Here is a 17409-nt window from a genome sequence, read left to right as displayed (position 1 = left end):
TTGCGAGGGCTTTATGGCTCGTACAACACCGATTAATCGCTACCGTAACATTGGTATCGTTGCACACGTGGATGCTGGTAAAACCACCACCACTGAGCGCGTCCTTTTTTACACTGGCAAAAGTCACAAAATGGGCGAGGTGCATGACGGCGCCGCGACCACAGACTGGATGGTGCAGGAGCAGGAGCGTGGTATTACCATTACTTCTGCTGCCATTACCGCCTTCTGGCAGGGTTCCGCCAAGCAGCACAAAGACCAGTACCGTTTCAACGTCATCGATACCCCGGGCCACGTAGACTTCACCATTGAAGTTGAACGTTCCCTGCGTGTACTCGACGGCGCGGTCGTTGTGTTCTGCGGTACTTCCGGCGTTGAGCCTCAGTCCGAAACCGTATGGCGTCAAGCCAACAAGTACGGTGTTCCACGTATCGTTTACGTGAACAAGATGGACCGTGCCGGTGCGAACTTCCTGCGCGTGATCGCTCAGATCAAGCAGCGTCTGGGTCACACTCCGGTGCCTATCCAGCTGGCTATCGGTTCCGAAGACAACTTCCAGGGTCAGATCGATCTGATGACCATGGAAGCTGTTTACTGGAACGATGCCGACAAGGGTATGACCCCTCGTCGTGAAGCCATCCCTGCTGAATTGCAGGAACTGGCTGAAGAGTGGCGCAACAACATGGTTGAGGCTGCGGCCGAAGCCAGCGAAGAACTGATGAACAAGTACCTTGAAGGTGAAGAACTCACCGTCGAGGAAATCAAGGGTGCTCTGCGTCAGCGTACTATCGCTGGTGAGATCGTTCTGGCTGTTTGCGGTTCTTCCTTCAAGAACAAGGGTGTTCCCCTGGTTCTCGACGCCGTTATCGACTACCTGCCGGCTCCAACCGACATTCCTGCCATCAAGGGTACTGACCCGGATGACGAGGAAAAGCAGATGGAGCGTCATGCAGACGACAACGAGCCGTTCTCGGCTCTGGCGTTCAAGATCGCTACCGACCCATTCGTGGGTACCTTGACTTTCGTCCGTGTTTACTCGGGCGTGTTGGCCTCCGGCGACGGCGTGATCAACTCGGTCAAAGGCAAGAAAGAGCGCGTGGGTCGTATGGTGCAAATGCACGCAAACGCCCGTGAAGAGATCAAGGAAGTACGCGCTGGTGACATCGCGGCCCTGATCGGCATGAAGGACGTCACCACTGGTGAAACCTTGTGCAACGCTGACAAGCCAATCATCCTGGTTCGCATGGACTTCCCGGAGCCGGTTATTTCGGTTGCCGTAGAGCCTAAGACCAAGGATGACCAGGAAAAAATGGGTATCGCTCTGGGCAAACTTGCTCAGGAAGACCCGTCTTTCCGCGTCAAGACTGATGAAGAGACTGGTCAAACGATCATCTCTGGCATGGGCGAGTTGCACCTGGACATCCTGGTTGACCGGATGCGCCGTGAGTTCAACGTCGAAGCCAACATCGGTAAGCCTCAGGTTTCGTATCGTGAGCGCATCACGAAGAATTGCGAAATCGAAGGCAAGTTCGTTCGTCAGTCCGGCGGTCGTGGCCAGTTCGGCCATTGCTGGATCCGTTTTGCTCCTGCTGACGAAGGTCAGGAAGGTCTGCAATTCGTGAACGAAGTAGTGGGTGGTGTGGTTCCTAAGGAATACATCCCGGCTATCCAGAAGGGTATCGAAGAGCAGATGAAGAACGGCGTAGTTGCCGGCTATCCGCTGATCGGCCTGAAGGCTACCGTGTTTGATGGTTCTTACCACGACGTCGACTCGAACGAGATGGCGTTTAAGGTGGCTGCTTCCATGGCGACCAAGCAACTGGCCCAGAAGGGCGGTGGTGAGTTGCTCGAGCCGATCATGGCGGTAGAGGTTGTTACGCCTGAAGACTATATGGGTGACGTGATGGGCGACCTTAACCGTCGTCGCGGCATGATTCTGGGTATGGAAGACACGGTCTCCGGTAAGGTGATCCGTGCTGAAGTTCCGTTGGGCGAGATGTTCGGTTATGCGACCGACGTTCGTTCGATGTCTCAGGGTCGCGCAAGCTACTCTATGGAATTCAAAAAATACAATACAGCTCCGTCGCACATCGTCGAAACTGTAACCAAAAAACAAGGCTGATTCAGTCCTTTAGGCAAGGAGTTAATTGTCGTGGCTAAAGAAAAATTTGATCGTTCCCTACCGCACGTCAACGTTGGCACCATCGGTCACGTTGACCACGGTAAAACCACTCTGACCGCAGCTCTGACTCGCGTTTGCTCCGAAGTTTTCGGTTCCGCAATCGTTGATTTCGATAAAATCGACAGCGCGCCAGAAGAAAAAGCTCGTGGTATCACCATCAACACCGCGCACGTCGAGTACAACTCGAAGATCCGTCACTACGCTCACGTTGACTGCCCAGGTCACGCTGACTATGTGAAGAACATGATCACCGGTGCTGCCCAGATGGACGGCGCGATCCTGGTTTGCTCGGCCGCTGATGGTCCGATGCCACAAACCCGTGAGCACATCCTGCTGTCCCGTCAGGTAGGCGTTCCGTACATCGTGGTTTTCCTGAACAAGGCTGACCTGGTAGACGACGCTGAGCTGCTGGAACTGGTCGAGATGGAAGTTCGCGACCTGCTGTCCACCTACGACTTCCCGGGCGATGACACTCCAATCATCATCGGTTCGGCTCGTATGGCGCTGGAAGGCAAAGACGACAACGAAATGGGCACCACTGCCGTTCGTAAACTGGTTGAAACCCTGGACAGCTACATCCCAGAACCAGAGCGTGCTATCGACAAGCCATTCCTGATGCCAATCGAAGACGTATTCTCGATCTCGGGTCGTGGTACTGTTGTGACTGGTCGTATCGAGCGCGGTATCGTTCGCGTTCAAGATGCACTGGAAATCGTTGGTCTGCGTGACACCACCACCACCACCTGCACCGGTGTTGAAATGTTCCGCAAGCTGCTCGACGAAGGTCGTGCTGGCGAGAACTGCGGCGTTCTGCTGCGTGGTACCAAGCGTGACGACGTTGAGCGTGGCCAGGTTCTGGTTAAGCCAGGTTCGGTTAAGCCGCACACCAAGTTCACCGCAGAAGTTTACGTTCTGAGCAAGGAAGAAGGCGGTCGTCACACTCCGTTCTTCAAAGGCTACCGTCCACAGTTCTACTTCCGTACTACTGACGTGACTGGTAACTGCCAGCTGCCAGAAGGCGTTGAAATGGTAATGCCAGGTGACAACATCCAGATGGAAGTTACCCTGATCAAGACCATCGCAATGGAAGACGGCCTGCGTTTCGCTATCCGTGAAGGCGGTCGTACCGTCGGCGCTGGCGTCGTAGCCAAAATCATCGAGTAAGCATCTCTTTTGAGATAGCTTCGATGCTTTGAAAGGCCCCCGCTCAGCGGGGGCTTTTTTATTGGGTTGACACCCATCTGGGGCGTCTATAGAATTGCGCCTCCTTTTAACGGGCGTATTGCGCCCGGTGGGAATAGCAGCCGGAGTCTGAAATCCAATGCAAAATCAGCAAATCCGTATCAGGTTGAAGGCTTTCGACCATCGCCTGATCGACCAATCAACCCAGGAAATCGTGGAAACCGCGAAACGTACTGGTGCTCAAGTGCGTGGTCCAATTCCACTGCCTACCCGTAAAGAGCGGTTCACCGTTCTGGTCTCCCCGCACGTCAACAAAGACGCGCGTGACCAGTACGAGATCCGTACTCATAAGCGCGTTCTGGACATCGTCCAGCCAACGGATAAAACCGTTGATGCTCTTATGAAGCTTGATCTTGCGGCCGGTGTGGAAGTGCAGATCAGCCTCGGCTAAGACTCGGTCTTAGTCGTGTAACGCTCTGAAATGGGCGGCCATAGCGGGTGAAAGCCCCGTACACTCATGAGGTTTACAACATGACTATTGGTGTAGTCGGTCGTAAAGCGGGTATGACCCGTATTTTCACCGAAGAAGGTGTCTCCATTCCGGTCACGGTCATTGAGATCGAACCGAATCGCGTCACCCAGTTCAAAACTGAAGAGACCGATGGCTATCGTGCAGTGCAAGTCACTGTCGGCGAGCGTCGTGCTTCGCGTGTAACAGCAGCTCAGGCTGGCCACTTCGCTAAAGCGAACGTTGCCGCTGGTCGTACCGTAATGGAATTCCGCCTTGAAGAAGGCGAGTACCAGGCCGGCGATCTGATCAACGCTGAAATCTTCGCCGCTGGTCAACTGGTTGATGTAACCGGTCAGTCCAAGGGTAAAGGCTTCCAGGGTACGATCAAGCGTTGGAATTTCCGCGGGCAAGATAACACCCACGGTAACTCCGTATCCCACCGCGTTCCAGGCTCTATCGGCCAGTGCCAGACTCCTGGTCGTGTATTCAAGGGCAAAAAAATGTCCGGTCATATGGGCGCTGAGCGCGTGACCGTGCAGTCCCTCGAAGTAGTGCGCGTGGACGCTGAACGCAATCTGTTGTTGGTCAAGGGCGCTGTTCCTGGCGCTACTGGCGGCAACTTGGTTGTACGTCCAGCAGCCAAGGCTCGCGGTTAAGGGGAAGCTGACATGCAATTAAATGTAAATGACGCTCAAGCGATCGAAGTTTCCGAACTGACATTTGGCGGCGAATTCAACGAGACGCTGGTTCACCAAGCAGTCGTAGCCTACATGGCTGGCGGTCGTCAGGGTTCCAAGCAGCAAAAGACCCGTTCCGACGTTCGTGGTGGCGGTAAGCGCCCATGGCGTCAGAAAGGTACTGGCCGTGCTCGTGCCGGTACTATCCGTAGCCCAATCTGGCGTGGCGGCGGTACCACTTTCGCAGCTCGTCCTCAGGATCACTCCCAGAAGCTGAACAAGAAGATGTACCGCGCAGCAATGCGTTCCATCCTTGCTGAGCTGGTGCGTACTGATCGTCTGGTCGTGGTTCAGGATTTCGCCGTTGAAACGCCGAAAACCAAAGACCTGCTGGGCAAACTGAACAACATGAGCCTGACCGATGTTCTGATCGTGTCCGACGCTGTTGATCAGAACCTGTACCTGGCTGCTCGTAACCTGCCACACGTAGATGTACGTGACGTGCAAGGTTCCGATCCAGTTAGTCTGATCGCATACGACAAGGTGTTGATCACCGTGTCGGCCGTGAAGAAATTCGAGGAGCTGCTGGGATGAACCAGGAACGCGTATTTAAAGTTCTGCTTGGCCCGCACGTTTCCGAGAAGGCTACGGTTCTGGCAGACAAGAAAGGCCAGTTCGTTTTCAAGGTTGCTACCGACGCAACCAAGCTGGAAATCAAGAAGGCCGTCGAAAGCCTGTTCAGCGTGAAAGTAGAGCGTGTTACTACCCTGAATGTTCTGGGTAAGAGCAAGCGCACTGCTCGCGGTCTGGGCAAGCGTAATGACTGGAAGAAGGCAGTTATCTCCCTTCAGCCAGGCCAAGATCTCGATTTCAGCAGCAGTGCTGAGTAAGGAAGGGGTGCATCATGGCAATCGTTAAATGCAAACCGACTTCCCCTGGCCGCCGTTTTGTGGTCAAGGTGGTCAACCAGGAGCTGCATAAAGGCGCTCCTCACGCACCGCTGCTCGAGAAGAAATCGAAGACTGGTGGTCGTAACAACAATGGCCGTATTACCACTCGTCACATCGGTGGTGGTCATAAGCAGCATTACCGTATGGTCGATTTCCGTCGCAACGACAAAGATGGCATCGTCGCCACTGTCGAGCGTATCGAATACGATCCAAACCGTACTGCTCACATCGCACTGCTCTGCTACGCAGACGGCGAGCGCCGCTACATCATCGCCCCTAAAGGCGTGAGTGCTGGCGACACGCTGATCGCAGGCGCTCTGGCTCCAATCAAGCCAGGTAACGCTCTGCAACTGCGCAACATTCCAGTCGGTTCTACCGTACACGGCATCGAACTGAAGCCAGGTAAAGGCGCACAGATCGCTCGTTCCGCTGGTGCTTCGGCTCAGCTGATCGCTCGTGAAGGCGTGTACGTTACCCTGCGTCTGCGTTCCGGTGAAATGCGTAAAGTCCTGGCTGAATGCCGTGCGACCCTGGGCGAAGTCTCGAACTCCGAGCACAGCCTGCGTTCGCTGGGTAAAGCTGGTGCCAAACGCTGGCGTGGCGTTCGCCCAACCGTTCGTGGTGTTGCCATGAACCCGGTTGACCACCCACATGGTGGTGGTGAAGGTCGTACCTCTGGTGGTCGTCATCCGGTATCGCCATGGGGCTTCCCGACTAAGGGCGCGAAGACTCGTGGTAATAAGCGTACCGACAAAATGATCGTCCGTCGTCGCAAGTAAATAGAGGGATACGACAGTGCCACGTTCTCTGAAAAAAGGTCCTTTTATCGATCTTCACCTACTGAAGAAGATCGAAGTGGCGGCGGAAAAGAACGATCGCAAACCGGTGAAAACCTGGTCGCGTCGTTCGATGATCCTGCCACAAATGGTCGGTCTGACCATCGCAGTACACAACGGTCGTCAGCACGTCCCAGTTCTCGTGAACGAAGACATGGTCGGCCACAAACTGGGCGAGTTCGCCGGTACCCGCACTTATCGCGGGCACGTGGCAGACAAGAAAGCCAAGCGTTAAGGGGTTAGGAAATGGAAGTAGCCGCTAAGTTGTCGGGCGCTCGAATCTCCGCCCAGAAAGCCCGCTTGGTCGCCGACCAGATCCGCGGGAAGAAGGTGGGCGAAGCGCTCAACCTGTTGGCTTTCAGCAGTAAGAAAGCCGCCGAGATCATGAAGAAAGTGCTGGAGTCGGCCGTAGCCAACGCCGAGCATAACGAAGGCGCAGACGTTGATGACCTGAAGGTCAGCACTGTTTTCGTCAACGAAGGGCGTTCGCTGAAGCGCATCATGCCACGTGCCAAAGGCCGTGCTGATCGCATCGTCAAGCGGTCTTGCCATATCACTGTCAAGGTTGCTGACAAGTAACGGAGTCGAAGAGATGGGTCAGAAAGTACATCCCATTGGCATTCGCCTGGGAATCGTCAAGGAGCACACCTCCGTCTGGTACGCAGACGGTCGGACTTATGCGGACTATTTGCTCGCAGATCTGAATGTGCGTGAGTACCTCCAAGACAAACTAAAAAGCGCGTCCGTAAGCCGTATCGATATCCATCGTCCGGCCCAAACTGCACGCATCACCATCCACACCGCTCGTCCAGGTATCGTTATCGGGAAGAAAGGTGAAGATGTTGAGAAACTGCGTCAGGACCTGACCAAGCAAATGGGTGTGCCTGTGCACATCAATATCGAAGAGATCCGCAAGCCGGAGCTCGACGGTATGCTGGTTGCGCAGAGCGTAGCTCAGCAGCTGGAGCGTCGCGTAATGTTCCGTCGCGCTATGAAGCGCGCAGTACAGAACGCCATGCGCATTGGTGCCAAAGGCATCAAAATCCAAGTGAGCGGTCGTCTCGGCGGTGCTGAAATCGCACGTACTGAATGGTATCGCGAAGGTCGTGTGCCATTGCACACCCTGCGTGCCGACATCGACTATGCCAACTACGAAGCTCACACCACTTACGGTGTGATCGGTGTAAAGGTTTGGATCTTCAAAGGCGAAGTAATTGGTGGTCGCCAAGAAGAACTGAAACCACAAGCACCAGCGCCTCGTAAAAAAGCTGCTAAGTAAGGGGTACGCCAAATGTTGCAACCAAAGCGTACGAAGTTCCGCAAGCAGATGACTGGTCACAACCGTGGCCTGGCATTGCGCGGTAGCAAAGTCAGCTTCGGCGAGTTCGCGCTGAAGTCTGTTGCTCGTGGTCGTCTCACCGCTCGTCAGATCGAGTCAGCGCGTCGTGCTCTGACCCGTCACGTAAAACGTGGCGGCAAGATCTGGATCCGTGTATTCCCGGACAAGCCGATCTCCAAAAAACCTCTCGAGGTTCGGATGGGTAAAGGTAAGGGTAACGTGGAATACTGGGTTGCCCAGATTCAGCCAGGCAAAGTCCTGTATGAAATCGAGGGTGTTTCTGAAGAGCTGGCGCGTGAGGCTTTCGCCCTGGCTGCTGCAAAGCTGCCGCTCGCCACCTCCTTTGTTAAACGGACGGTGATGTGATGAAAGCGAATGAACTTCGTGAAAAATCCGCACAGCAGCTGAACGAGCAACTGCTCGGCCTGCTGCGCGACCAGTTCAATCTGCGTATGCAGAAAGCAACTGGCCAGTTGGGGCAGTCTCATCTGCTCTCGCAAGTTAAGCGTGACATCGCTCGCGTGAAGACTGTGCTCAACCAGCAGGCAGGTAAGTAATCATGGCTGAAGCCGAAAAAACTGTCCGTACGCTGACTGGCCGTGTTGTCAGCGACAAGATGGACAAAACCATCACCGTTCTGATCGAGCGTCGCGTTAAGCACCCGATCTACGGTAAATACGTTAAGCGTTCGACTAAGCTGCACGCGCACGACGAAACCAATCAGTGCCACATCGGCGACAAAGTCACTATTCGTGAAACTCGTCCTTTGGCCAAGACCAAGTCTTGGGCGCTGGTTGATGTTCTCGAACGCGCTGTGGAAGTCTAAGGACTAGGGGTCGGAGAAATTATATGATTCAGACTCAATCCATGCTCGATGTGGCCGATAACAGCGGCGCTCGCCGCGTTATGTGCATCAAGGTGCTGGGTGGCTCCCATCGTCGTTACGCTGGTATCGGTGACATCATCAAGGTTACCGTCAAGGAAGCAATTCCTCGCGGTAAAGTGAAAAAAGGCCAAGTGATGACTGCTGTTGTAGTCCGCACTCGTCACGGCGTACGTCGTGCTGATGGCTCCATTATCCGCTTTGATGGCAACGCTGCTGTTCTGTTGAACAACAAGCAAGAGCCGATCGGCACCCGTATCTTTGGGCCAGTGACCCGTGAACTTCGTACTGAGAAGTTCATGAAGATCGTCTCGCTCGCCCCAGAAGTGCTGTAAGGAGATCCGACATGCAAAAGATTCGTCGTGACGACGAGATCATCGTGATCGCCGGCAAAGACAAAGGTAAGCGCGGTAAGGTGCTTAAGGTTCTCGCTAACAACCGTTTGGTTATTGGTGGTCTGAACCTGGTCAAGCGTCATACCAAGCCTAACCCGATGTCGGGCGTGCAGGGCGGTATCGTCGAAAAAGAAGCTCCACTGGATGCTTCTAACGTCGCCATTTTCAACGGCGAAACCAACAAGGCTGACCGCGTTGGTTTCAAAGTAGAAGACGGCAAGAAAATTCGTGTCTTCAAGTCGACCCAAAAAGCGGTTGATGCTTGAACACTGCTAGGTAGATGAGACCATGGCACGACTAAAAGAGATTTACCGGAAGGAAATTGCTCCGAAACTTAAGGAAGAACTTAAGCTTTCGAACGTGATGGAAGTTCCGCGCGTTACCAAAATCACCCTGAACATGGGTCTGGGCGAAGCGATCGGCGACAAAAAAGTCATCGAGCACGCTGTTGCTGACCTGGAAAAGATCACCGGCCAGAAAGTCGTTGTGACCTACGCTCGCAAATCCATCGCTGGCTTTAAAGTCCGTGAAGGTTGGCCGATCGGCGTCAAAGTGACCCTGCGCCGTGAGCGTATGTACGAGTTCCTGGATCGTCTGCTGTCGATCTCCCTGCCTCGGGTTCGCGACTTCCGCGGCCTGAATGCCAAGTCCTTCGATGGTCGTGGCAACTACAGCATGGGCGTGAAAGAGCAGATCATCTTCCCGGAAATCGACTACGACAAGATCGATGCTCTCCGCGGTCTGGACATCACCCTGACCACCACTGCCAAGAACGATGATGAAGGCCGCGCTCTGCTGCGTGCGTTCAAATTCCCGTTCCGCAACTGATTGGAGTAGGACCATGGCCAAGATGAGCATGAAAAACCGCGAGCTGAAGCGTCAGCTCACGGTTGCCAAGTACGCCAAGAAGCGTGCAGCACTGAAAGCTATCATCGTTGATCTGAACGCAAGTCCAGAAGCGCGTTGGGAAGCTACAGTAGCCCTGCAGAAGCAGCCACGTGACGCAAGCGCTTCGCGCATGCGTAACCGCTGCCGCCTGACCGGTCGTCCACACGGCGTTTACCGCAAGTTCGGCCTCGGCCGTAACAAGCTGCGTGAAGCTGCCATGCGTGGTGACGTGCCGGGTCTGGTTAAAGCCAGCTGGTAAGTACTGTCAAAGTCTCGGTGTCCAGGATCGCAAGATCCTGACCGCCGGTGGCCTTGAATCTGGATCAAGCCCCTTTTGGGGCTTGATTCATTTCCGGGGTGTGTCTAGAATACCCGGCTCGCCTGAGCCCGTGTTTTTCATGCTCGGAGATTCTCGGCGACACGTAATAGCCGCAAGGCTAATTTTTTTGTATTAGGAGCGTCTAGCCCATGAGTATGCAGGACCCGTTAGCGGACATGCTAACTCGTATCCGTAATGCCCAGATGGCTGAAAAGTCCGTCGTAAGCATGCCATCTTCCACGTTGAAGGTAGCTGTTGCCAAAGTCCTGAAGGACGAAGGTTACATTGCGGGTTATCAGATCAGCAGCGAAATCAAACCACTGCTGTCCATCGAGCTGAAGTACTTCGAAGGCCGTCCGGTTATCGAAGAAGTGAAGCGCGTTAGCCGTCCAGGCCTGCGTCAGTACAAGTCCGTCGATGATCTGCCAAAAGTTCGTGGCGGTCTCGGTGTGTCTATCGTCTCCACCAACAAGGGTGTGATGACTGATCGTGCTGCGCGCGCTGCCGGTGTCGGCGGCGAAGTTCTTTGCACTGTGTTCTAAGGGGGGATAAGCATGTCTCGCGTCGCTAAGAACCCCGTTAAGCTGCCAGCCGGTGTCGAAGTAAAATTCGCAGGCCAACAGCTTTCGGTGAAGGGTGCCAAGGGCACTCTCGAACTGAACATCCACTCGTCCGTTGAGATCGTTGAAGAAGCTGGTGAGCTGCGTTTCGCTGCTCGCAATGGCGATCAACAGACTCGCGCGATGGCTGGTACCACTCGTGCGTTGGTAAACAACATGGTCCAGGGCGTAAGCCAAGGCTTCGAGCGCAAGCTCCAGCTGGTCGGTGTTGGTTACAAAGCGCAAGCAAAAGGCACAGTGCTGAACCTGGCTCTTGGCTTCTCGCACCCAGTGGATTACGAACTGCCGGAAGGCATCACCGCTGAGACTCCTAGCCAGACCGATATCCTGATCAAGGGCATCGACAAGCAGCTGGTAGGTCAAGTGGCCGCCGAGATCCGCGACTTCCGTCCACCAGAGCCGTACAAAGGCAAAGGTGTGCGCTACGCGGACGAAGTCGTCCGTCGTAAAGAAGCCAAGAAGAAGTAGGGCATAGCAAATGACCGACAAAAAAGTTACTCGACTGCGTCGCGCTCGCAAAGCACGCCTGAAAATGCACGAACTCGAAGTCGTGCGTCTCTGCGTGTTCCGCTCTTCGCAGCACATCTACGCCCAGGTCATTTCGGCCGACGGCAACAAAGTCCTGGCAAGCGCCTCGACTTTGGATAAAGAACTGCGTGATGGTGCCACCGGCAACATCGACGCGGCCACTAAGGTTGGCCAGCTGGTCGCTACGCGTGCTAAGGCCGCTGGCGTCTCGCAAGTGGCTTTCGACCGCTCTGGCTTCAAGTACCACGGCCGCGTTAAAGCGCTGGCTGATGCTGCTCGTGAAGCTGGGCTGGAGTTCTAAGTTATGTCAAATAACGACCAAAAGCGCGACGAAGGCTACATCGAGAAGCTGGTTCAAGTTAACCGCGTAGCCAAAACCGTTAAAGGCGGCCGTATCTTCACCTTCACCGCGTTGACCGTGGTTGGTGATGGTAAGGGCCGTGTTGGCTTCGGCCGTGGCAAGTCGCGTGAAGTGCCTGCTGCGATCCAGAAGGCAATGGAAGCTGCTCGCCGCAACATGATCCAGGTTGATCTGAACGGCACCACCCTGCAGTACGCAATGAAGTCCGCTCACGGCGCTTCGAAGGTGTACATGCAGCCTGCTTCTGAAGGTACCGGTATCATCGCTGGCGGCGCTATGCGTGCTGTCCTCGAAGTTGCTGGCGTTCAGAACGTTCTGGCCAAGTGCTACGGCTCGACTAACCCTGTAAACGTGGTTCACGCCACTTTCAAGGGTTTGAAAGCAATGCAGTCTCCTGAATCCATTGCCGCCAAGCGTGGCAAAAGCGTCAAGGAGATCTTCTGATCATGGCTACCGTAAAAGTAACGCTGATCAAAAGCATGACCGGCCGCATCCCTAACCACAAACTGTGCGTTAAGGGTCTGGGTCTGCGTCGCATCGGTCACACTGTAGAAGTCCAGGATACTCCCGAGAATCGCGGGATGATCAACAAGGCTTACTACATGCTGCGTGTCGAGGGTTAATCGATGAAACTCAATGATCTGAGTCCAGCGCCGGGTTCCCGTCGCGAAAAGCATCGTCCGGGCCGTGGTATCGGTAGCGGTTTGGGTAAGACTGGTGGCCGTGGTCACAAAGGTCAGACCTCCCGCTCCGGTGGCACCATTGCTCCAGGCTTTGAAGGCGGTCAACAGCCGCTGCATCGTCGCCTGCCGAAGTTCGGTTTCGTTTCCCTGAAAGCCATGGATCGCGCAGAAGTGCGTTTGTCCGAGCTGGCTAAAGTGGAAGGCGACATCGTCACCGTGCAGTCCCTGAAAGATGCCAACGTGATCAATGTCAACGTACAGCGTGTGAAAATCATGCTGTCCGGTGAAGTGACTCGCGCTGTCACTATCGGCAAGGGAATCGGCGCCACCAAGGGTGCGCGTGCGGCTATCGAAGCAGCTGGCGGCAAGTTCGAGGAATAAATGGCTAAGCAAGGTGCTCTCTCTGCGCTCGGCAAAGGCGGTATGTCTGAACTCTGGGCTCGTCTGCGTTTTCTGTTCCTGGCGATTATCGTCTACCGAATAGGCGCACACATCCCGGTTCCAGGTATCAACCCGGACCGACTCGCGGACCTGTTTCGACAGAATGAGGGGACCATTCTTAGCTTGTTCAACATGTTTTCCGGCGGCGCGCTGGAGCGGATGAGCATCTTTGCACTGGGGATCATGCCGTACATCTCGGCATCGATCATCATGCAACTGATGACCGCCGTCAGCCCGCAGCTGGAGCAGTTGAAGAAGGAAGGTGAAGCTGGCCGTCGCAAGATCAGCCAGTACACCCGCTACGGCACTGTCATCCTCGCCCTGGTTCAGGCTATCGGCATGTCCGTTGGCCTGGCGGGGCAGGGTGTTGCGTTCACTGGTGACTTTGGCTTCCATTTCGTCGCGGTATCCACGTTTGTGGCTGGTGCGATGTTCATGATGTGGCTGGGTGAGCAGATTACTGAGCGTGGTGTTGGCAACGGTATCTCGATGTTGATTTTCGCAGGTATCGTCGCCGGTCTTCCGAGAGCGATCGGGCAGTCTTTCGAGTCTGCACGTCAGGGTGATATCAACATCTTCGCCCTGGTTGCCATCGGTTTGCTGGCAGTAGCGATTATCGGTTTCGTGGTGTTCATTGAGCGTGGTCAGCGTCGTATTGCTGTTCACTACGCCAAGCGTCAGCAGGGCCGCAAGGTCTTCGCTGCGCAGACCAGCCACTTGCCGCTGAAGGTGAACATGGCCGGTGTTATTCCGGCTATTTTCGCGAGCAGCATTTTGCTGTTCCCGGCTTCGTTGGGTGCCTGGTTCGGTCAGTCTGAAGGTATGGGCTGGTTGCAGGACATCTCGCAGTCGATCGCTCCTGGTCAGCCGTTGAATATTCTGCTGTTTAGTGCAGGGATTATTTTCTTCTGCTTCTTCTATACGGCGTTGATGTTCAATCCGAAAGACGTAGCGGAAAACCTGAAGAAGTCCGGTGCCTTTATTCCGGGCATCCGTCCAGGTGAGCAGTCTGCGCGCTACATTGATGGCGTTCTGACTCGCTTGACCATGTTCGGTGCTCTTTACATGACGGCCGTCTGCCTGTTGCCCCAGTTCCTGGTGGTTGCAGCCAACGTACCGTTCTACCTTGGCGGGACCTCGTTGCTGATCGTCGTCGTGGTTGTGATGGACTTCATGTCCCAAGTACAATCGCACCTCGTTTCGCACCAGTACGAATCCCTGATGAAGAAAGCCAACCTGAAGGGTTACGGCAGCGGCATGCTGCGCTGACCCATAAGGTTCGAGGAGTTGGTGATGAAAGTTCGTGCATCGGTGAAAAAGCTGTGCCGTAACTGCAAGATTATTCGCCGCGAAGGTGTTGTTCGAGTAATTTGCAGCGCGGAACCGCGTCACAAACAGCGCCAAGGCTGAGTGTGATTGTGCTTCAAGCCCGGCAGCTAGTGCGCTGCCGGGTTGATTATTTGTTATTACAGCGATATTATCTCGCGCCCTATTTCTTGGCTTCCGGGGCGTAGGTAGCTGTCAATTGGAGTCCCACTGAATGGCCCGTATTGCAGGCGTTAACATTCCAGATAACAAGCATACTGTTATCTCGCTGACCTACATCTATGGTGTTGGTCGCACTACTGCACAGAAAATTTGTGCAGAGACTGGGGTAAACCCAGCAGCAAAGATCAAAGATCTGAGCGACGAGCAAATTGAACAGCTGCGTGGCGAAGTGGCGAAGTTCACCACTGAAGGTGACCTGCGTCGCGAAATCAACATGAAAATCAAGCGCTTGATGGACCTCGGTTGCTATCGCGGTCTGCGTCATCGTCGCGGTCTTCCAGTACGCGGTCAGCGTACCAAGACCAACGCGCGTACCCGTAAAGGTCCGCGTAAGCCGATCCGCAAGTAATCGCCCCAGCGAATCGACAGGAATTTAATCATGGCAAAACCTGCTGCTCGTCCTCGTAAAAAAGTTAAAAAGACAGTGGTTGATGGCATCGCCCACATCCATGCATCTTTTAACAACACCATCGTGACCATCACCGACCGTCAAGGTAACGCTCTTTCCTGGGCTACCTCCGGTGGTTCGGGTTTCCGCGGTTCCCGCAAGTCCACCCCGTTTGCTGCTCAAGTAGCTGCTGAACGTGCTGGTCAAGCTGCGCTGGAATACGGCCTGAAAAACCTCGACGTCAACGTCAAAGGTCCAGGTCCAGGTCGTGAATCCGCAGTCCGCGCTTTGAACGGCTGTGGCTACAAGATCGCCAGCATCACCGACGTGACGCCAATCCCGCACAACGGGTGCCGTCCGCCGAAGAAGCGCCGCGTGTAATCCAGGAGATTGTAAAGAATGGCTCGTTACATTGGTCCAAAATGCAAACTCGCTCGTCGCGAAGGCACCGATCTCTTCCTGAAGAGCGGCGTGCGCGCGATCGAATCGAAGTGCAACATTGAAGCAGCACCTGGTATCCACGGCCAACGCCGCGGTCGCCAGTCCGACTACGGCACCCAACTGCGTGAAAAGCAGAAGGTCCGTCGTATCTACGGCGTTCTCGAGCGTCAATTCAGCGGCTACTACAAAGAAGCTGCTGGCAAGAAAGGTGCAACCGGTGAAAACCTGCTGCAACTGCTCGAATGCCGTCTGGACAACGTTGTATACCGTATGGGCTTTGGTTCGACTCGTGCCGAATCCCGTCAGCTGGTATCGCACAAGTCGATCAGCGTAAACGGTCAGACCGTTAACGTTCCGTCCTACCAGGTTCGTGCTGGTGACGTGGTCGCTGTTCGCGAGAAAGCAAAAAATCAACTTCGCATTGTCCAAGCTCTCGATCTGTGTGCCCAACGTGGCCGCGTAGAATGGGTAGAAGTAGACACTGAGAAGAAGTCGGGCGTTTTCAAGAACGTTCCAGCTCGCAGTGATCTGTCCGCCGACATCAACGAAAGCCTGATTGTCGAGCTCTACTCCAAGTAAGGGCTAGAAAATAGGTGCATCCATGCAGATTTCGGTAAATGAGTTCCTGACACCCCGCCACATTGATGTGCAGGTTGTCAGTCCAACCCGCGCCAAGATCACTCTCGAGCCTCTCGAGCGTGGCTTTGGCCATACCCTGGGCAACGCGCTGCGCCGCATCCTGTTGTCCTCAATGCCCGGCTGTGCAGTAGTCGAGGCCGAGATTGACGGTGTGCTCCACGAGTACAGCGCCATCGAAGGTGTACAGGAAGACGTAATTGAAATCCTGTTGAACCTTAAAGGTCTGGCTATCAAGCTGCACGGTCGTGACGAAGTTACGCTGACCTTGTCGAAGAAGGGTTCGGGGGTGGTTACCGCTGCCGATATTCAGCTGGATCATGATGTCGAGATCGTTAATCCCGATCACGTAATCGCTAACCTGGCGTCTAACGGCGCCCTGAACATGAAGCTCGTAGTAGCTCGTGGTCGTGGTTATGAACCGGCAGACTCGCGTCAGAGCGATGAAGACGAAAGCCGCAGCATCGGTCGCTTGCAGCTTGACTCTTCGTTCAGCCCGGTTCGCCGTATCGCATACGTGGTGGAAAACGCCCGTGTCGAGCAGCGTACTAACCTGGACAAGCTGGTTATTGATCTGGAAACCAACGGTACTCTGGATCCTGAAGAGGCAATTCGCCGCGCTGCAACCATCCTGCAACAGCAGTTGGCTGCGTTCGTCGACCTCAAGGGTGACAGTGAGCCAGTGGTTGTCGAGCAGGAAGACGAGATCGATCCGATCCTGCTTCGCCCGGTTGACGATCTGGAACTGACTGTACGTTCGGCTAACTGCCTTAAGGCGGAAAACATCTACTACATCGGTGACCTGATTCAGCGTACCGAAGTAGAGCTGTTGAAGACTCCGAACCTGGGCAAGAAATCCTTGACTGAAATCAAGGACGTTCTGGCCTCCCGCGGTCTGTCCCTCGGCATGCGCCTCGACAACTGGCCGCCTGCAAGTCTTAAGAAGGACGACAAGGCGACTGCCTGATCGTCGTAATCACCGAACGTAGTGTTTGGTAAGGAATGAACCATGCGTCATCGTAAAAGTGGTCGTCACCTGAGCCGCACCAGCTCGCACCGCAAGGCCATGTTCCAAAACATGGCGGTGTCGCTGTTCGAGCACGAGCTGATCAAAACTACTCTGCCAAAAGCTAAAGAACTGCGCCGCGTTGCCGAGCCGCTGATCACTTTGGCCAAGACAGATAGCGTTGCTAACCGCCGTCTGGCTTTCGACCGTACTCGTTCGAAAGCTATCGTTGGTAAGCTCTTCAACGACCTGGGCAAGCGTTACGCTACCCGTGAGGGTGGCTACCTGCGCATCCTCAAGTGCGGTTTCCGCGCTGGCGACAACGCGCCTATGGCGTACGTCGAGTTGGTTGATCGTGCTACTGCTGGCGAAGCTGTATCTGCCGAGTAAGACGTCAGTCTGAAACAAAGAACCGGGCCTAGTGCCCGGTTTTTTGTGCCTGTAAGAAACGCGCCCTCTGTACAAGCGCCTCCCGCGTCCTCGTCGTCATTATGTGATGGGGATGATCATTAGTTTTTATCTATCGATGTCTGCAAGTTAATGAATTTGTAGCTGTCATATTGATGATCAATACTCCTTCTCAGCCGATAGCCGGCAG

Annotated in this window: 30 protein-coding genes; all 30 read left to right on the top strand. The window is 54.7% G+C overall.

The genetic code is table 11. The annotated features are described in order from the left end of the window. Positions 1-13 precede the first annotated feature (13 nt). The 30 genes from fusA to rplQ all read left to right on the top strand — a co-directional run bounded on the left by fusA (position 14) and on the right by rplQ (position 17201). Entirely contained in the window at positions 14-2119 is a 2106-nt protein-coding gene (fusA, locus tag J4D25_RS22455) for an elongation factor G (RefSeq protein ID WP_057713099.1), read from the top strand. Between the two features lie 30 nt (positions 2120-2149). Further along, positions 2150-3343, top strand: coding sequence for an elongation factor Tu (gene tuf / locus J4D25_RS22450; RefSeq protein ID WP_008053875.1), 1194 nt, complete (start codon positions 2150-2152; stop codon positions 3341-3343). Between the two features lie 157 nt (positions 3344-3500). Next, complete coding sequence (gene rpsJ, locus J4D25_RS22445) at positions 3501-3812, top strand: 30S ribosomal protein S10 (RefSeq protein ID WP_003186070.1); 312 nt, start codon at positions 3501-3503, stop codon at positions 3810-3812. An 80-nt stretch (positions 3813-3892) separates the two neighbouring features. Further along, entirely contained in the window at positions 3893-4528 is a 636-nt protein-coding gene (gene rplC / locus J4D25_RS22440; RefSeq protein WP_007955641.1) for a 50S ribosomal protein L3, read from the top strand. Between the two features lie 12 nt (positions 4529-4540). Beyond that, a complete protein-coding gene (gene rplD, locus J4D25_RS22435) occupies positions 4541-5143 on the top strand; it encodes a 50S ribosomal protein L4 (protein WP_003228735.1) in 603 nt (200 codons plus the stop codon). Continuing rightward, complete coding sequence (gene rplW / locus J4D25_RS22430; protein WP_002555488.1) at positions 5140-5439, top strand: 50S ribosomal protein L23; 300 nt, start codon at positions 5140-5142, stop codon at positions 5437-5439. The genes rplD and rplW overlap by 4 nt, the downstream gene beginning before the upstream one ends. A 14-nt stretch (positions 5440-5453) precedes the next feature. Next, entirely contained in the window at positions 5454-6278 is an 825-nt protein-coding gene (rplB, locus tag J4D25_RS22425; RefSeq protein WP_008018194.1) for a 50S ribosomal protein L2, read from the top strand. 16 nt (positions 6279-6294) lie between these two features. Continuing rightward, positions 6295-6570, top strand: a complete 276-nt coding sequence (gene rpsS, locus J4D25_RS22420; RefSeq protein ID WP_002555486.1) for a 30S ribosomal protein S19 — start codon at positions 6295-6297, stop codon at positions 6568-6570. A gap of 11 nt (positions 6571-6581) precedes the next feature. Continuing rightward, a complete protein-coding gene (rplV, locus tag J4D25_RS22415) occupies positions 6582-6914 on the top strand; it encodes a 50S ribosomal protein L22 (RefSeq protein ID WP_003103908.1) in 333 nt (110 codons plus the stop codon). A 13-nt stretch (positions 6915-6927) separates the two neighbouring features. Further along, positions 6928-7614 (top strand): 30S ribosomal protein S3, encoded by a 687-nt coding sequence (gene rpsC / locus J4D25_RS22410; protein ID WP_007970424.1) that lies wholly within the window; start codon positions 6928-6930, stop codon positions 7612-7614. Between the two features lie 12 nt (positions 7615-7626). Further along, on the top strand, positions 7627-8040 hold the full coding sequence (gene rplP, locus J4D25_RS22405; protein WP_003228729.1) for a 50S ribosomal protein L16: 414 nt from the start codon (positions 7627-7629) through the stop codon (positions 8038-8040). Next, entirely contained in the window at positions 8040-8231 is a 192-nt protein-coding gene (gene rpmC, locus J4D25_RS22400) for a 50S ribosomal protein L29 (RefSeq protein WP_002555481.1), read from the top strand. Before rplP ends, rpmC begins: the two co-directional genes overlap by 1 nt. Before the next feature lie 2 nt (positions 8232-8233). Further along, the gene (rpsQ, locus tag J4D25_RS22395; RefSeq protein ID WP_003176419.1) at positions 8234-8500 is read left to right on the top strand and encodes a 30S ribosomal protein S17; all 267 of its coding nucleotides are present in this window, start codon (positions 8234-8236) and stop codon (positions 8498-8500) included. Between the two features lie 23 nt (positions 8501-8523). Continuing rightward, positions 8524-8892, top strand: a complete 369-nt coding sequence (gene rplN / locus J4D25_RS22390; protein ID WP_002555479.1) for a 50S ribosomal protein L14 — start codon at positions 8524-8526, stop codon at positions 8890-8892. Positions 8893-8903: 11 nt separating this feature from the next. Continuing rightward, the gene (rplX, locus tag J4D25_RS22385; protein WP_003176416.1) at positions 8904-9218 is read left to right on the top strand and encodes a 50S ribosomal protein L24; all 315 of its coding nucleotides are present in this window, start codon (positions 8904-8906) and stop codon (positions 9216-9218) included. Between the two features lie 22 nt (positions 9219-9240). Beyond that, positions 9241-9780 carry a 50S ribosomal protein L5 gene (gene rplE, locus J4D25_RS22380; protein WP_003210069.1) on the top strand — a complete coding sequence of 180 codons (540 nt, stop codon included), beginning with the start codon at positions 9241-9243 and terminating at the stop codon, positions 9778-9780. Between the two features lie 13 nt (positions 9781-9793). Beyond that, the gene (gene rpsN / locus J4D25_RS22375) at positions 9794-10099 is read left to right on the top strand and encodes a 30S ribosomal protein S14 (protein ID WP_003176414.1); all 306 of its coding nucleotides are present in this window, start codon (positions 9794-9796) and stop codon (positions 10097-10099) included. A 209-nt stretch (positions 10100-10308) separates the two neighbouring features. Continuing rightward, a complete protein-coding gene (rpsH, locus tag J4D25_RS22370; protein ID WP_003186040.1) occupies positions 10309-10701 on the top strand; it encodes a 30S ribosomal protein S8 in 393 nt (130 codons plus the stop codon). A 12-nt stretch (positions 10702-10713) separates the two neighbouring features. Further along, the gene (gene rplF, locus J4D25_RS22365; protein WP_003176412.1) at positions 10714-11247 is read left to right on the top strand and encodes a 50S ribosomal protein L6; all 534 of its coding nucleotides are present in this window, start codon (positions 10714-10716) and stop codon (positions 11245-11247) included. 10 nt (positions 11248-11257) lie between these two features. After that, positions 11258-11608 (top strand): 50S ribosomal protein L18, encoded by a 351-nt coding sequence (gene rplR, locus J4D25_RS22360; protein ID WP_003186037.1) that lies wholly within the window; start codon positions 11258-11260, stop codon positions 11606-11608. A 3-nt stretch (positions 11609-11611) separates the two neighbouring features. Continuing rightward, entirely contained in the window at positions 11612-12112 is a 501-nt protein-coding gene (rpsE, locus tag J4D25_RS22355; protein WP_003186035.1) for a 30S ribosomal protein S5, read from the top strand. Positions 12113-12114: 2 nt separating this feature from the next. Next, the gene (gene rpmD / locus J4D25_RS22350; protein ID WP_003176408.1) at positions 12115-12291 is read left to right on the top strand and encodes a 50S ribosomal protein L30; all 177 of its coding nucleotides are present in this window, start codon (positions 12115-12117) and stop codon (positions 12289-12291) included. 3 nt (positions 12292-12294) lie between these two features. Further along, entirely contained in the window at positions 12295-12732 is a 438-nt protein-coding gene (gene rplO / locus J4D25_RS22345) for a 50S ribosomal protein L15 (protein WP_003228720.1), read from the top strand. Further along, positions 12733-14061 (top strand): preprotein translocase subunit SecY, encoded by a 1329-nt coding sequence (gene secY, locus J4D25_RS22340; protein WP_003210064.1) that lies wholly within the window; start codon positions 12733-12735, stop codon positions 14059-14061. A 24-nt stretch (positions 14062-14085) separates the two neighbouring features. Then, positions 14086-14202: a 50S ribosomal protein L36 gene (rpmJ, locus tag J4D25_RS22335; RefSeq protein WP_002555468.1), complete on the top strand. Its 117-nt coding sequence runs from the start codon at positions 14086-14088 to the stop codon at positions 14200-14202. Positions 14203-14332: 130 nt separating this feature from the next. Continuing rightward, a complete protein-coding gene (gene rpsM / locus J4D25_RS22330) occupies positions 14333-14689 on the top strand; it encodes a 30S ribosomal protein S13 (RefSeq protein ID WP_009045849.1) in 357 nt (118 codons plus the stop codon). Between the two features lie 30 nt (positions 14690-14719). Then, complete coding sequence (rpsK, locus tag J4D25_RS22325) at positions 14720-15109, top strand: 30S ribosomal protein S11 (protein ID WP_002555466.1); 390 nt, start codon at positions 14720-14722, stop codon at positions 15107-15109. An 18-nt stretch (positions 15110-15127) separates the two neighbouring features. Next, positions 15128-15748 (top strand): 30S ribosomal protein S4, encoded by a 621-nt coding sequence (gene rpsD, locus J4D25_RS22320; RefSeq protein ID WP_003176404.1) that lies wholly within the window; start codon positions 15128-15130, stop codon positions 15746-15748. A 22-nt stretch (positions 15749-15770) separates the two neighbouring features. Continuing rightward, on the top strand, positions 15771-16772 hold the full coding sequence (locus tag J4D25_RS22315) for a DNA-directed RNA polymerase subunit alpha (RefSeq protein ID WP_007970428.1): 1002 nt from the start codon (positions 15771-15773) through the stop codon (positions 16770-16772). A gap of 42 nt (positions 16773-16814) precedes the next feature. Beyond that, the gene (gene rplQ / locus J4D25_RS22310; RefSeq protein ID WP_007970429.1) at positions 16815-17201 is read left to right on the top strand and encodes a 50S ribosomal protein L17; all 387 of its coding nucleotides are present in this window, start codon (positions 16815-16817) and stop codon (positions 17199-17201) included. Positions 17202-17409: the final 208 nt, after the last annotated feature.

The organism is Pseudomonas sp. GW456-L13, from assembly GCF_017350115.1.
Lineage (GTDB): Bacteria > Pseudomonadota > Gammaproteobacteria > Pseudomonadales > Pseudomonadaceae > Aquipseudomonas > Aquipseudomonas jessenii.
The sequence above is the reverse complement of the archived record's forward strand: the minus strand, read 5'-3'. Positions and strand labels throughout refer to the sequence as shown.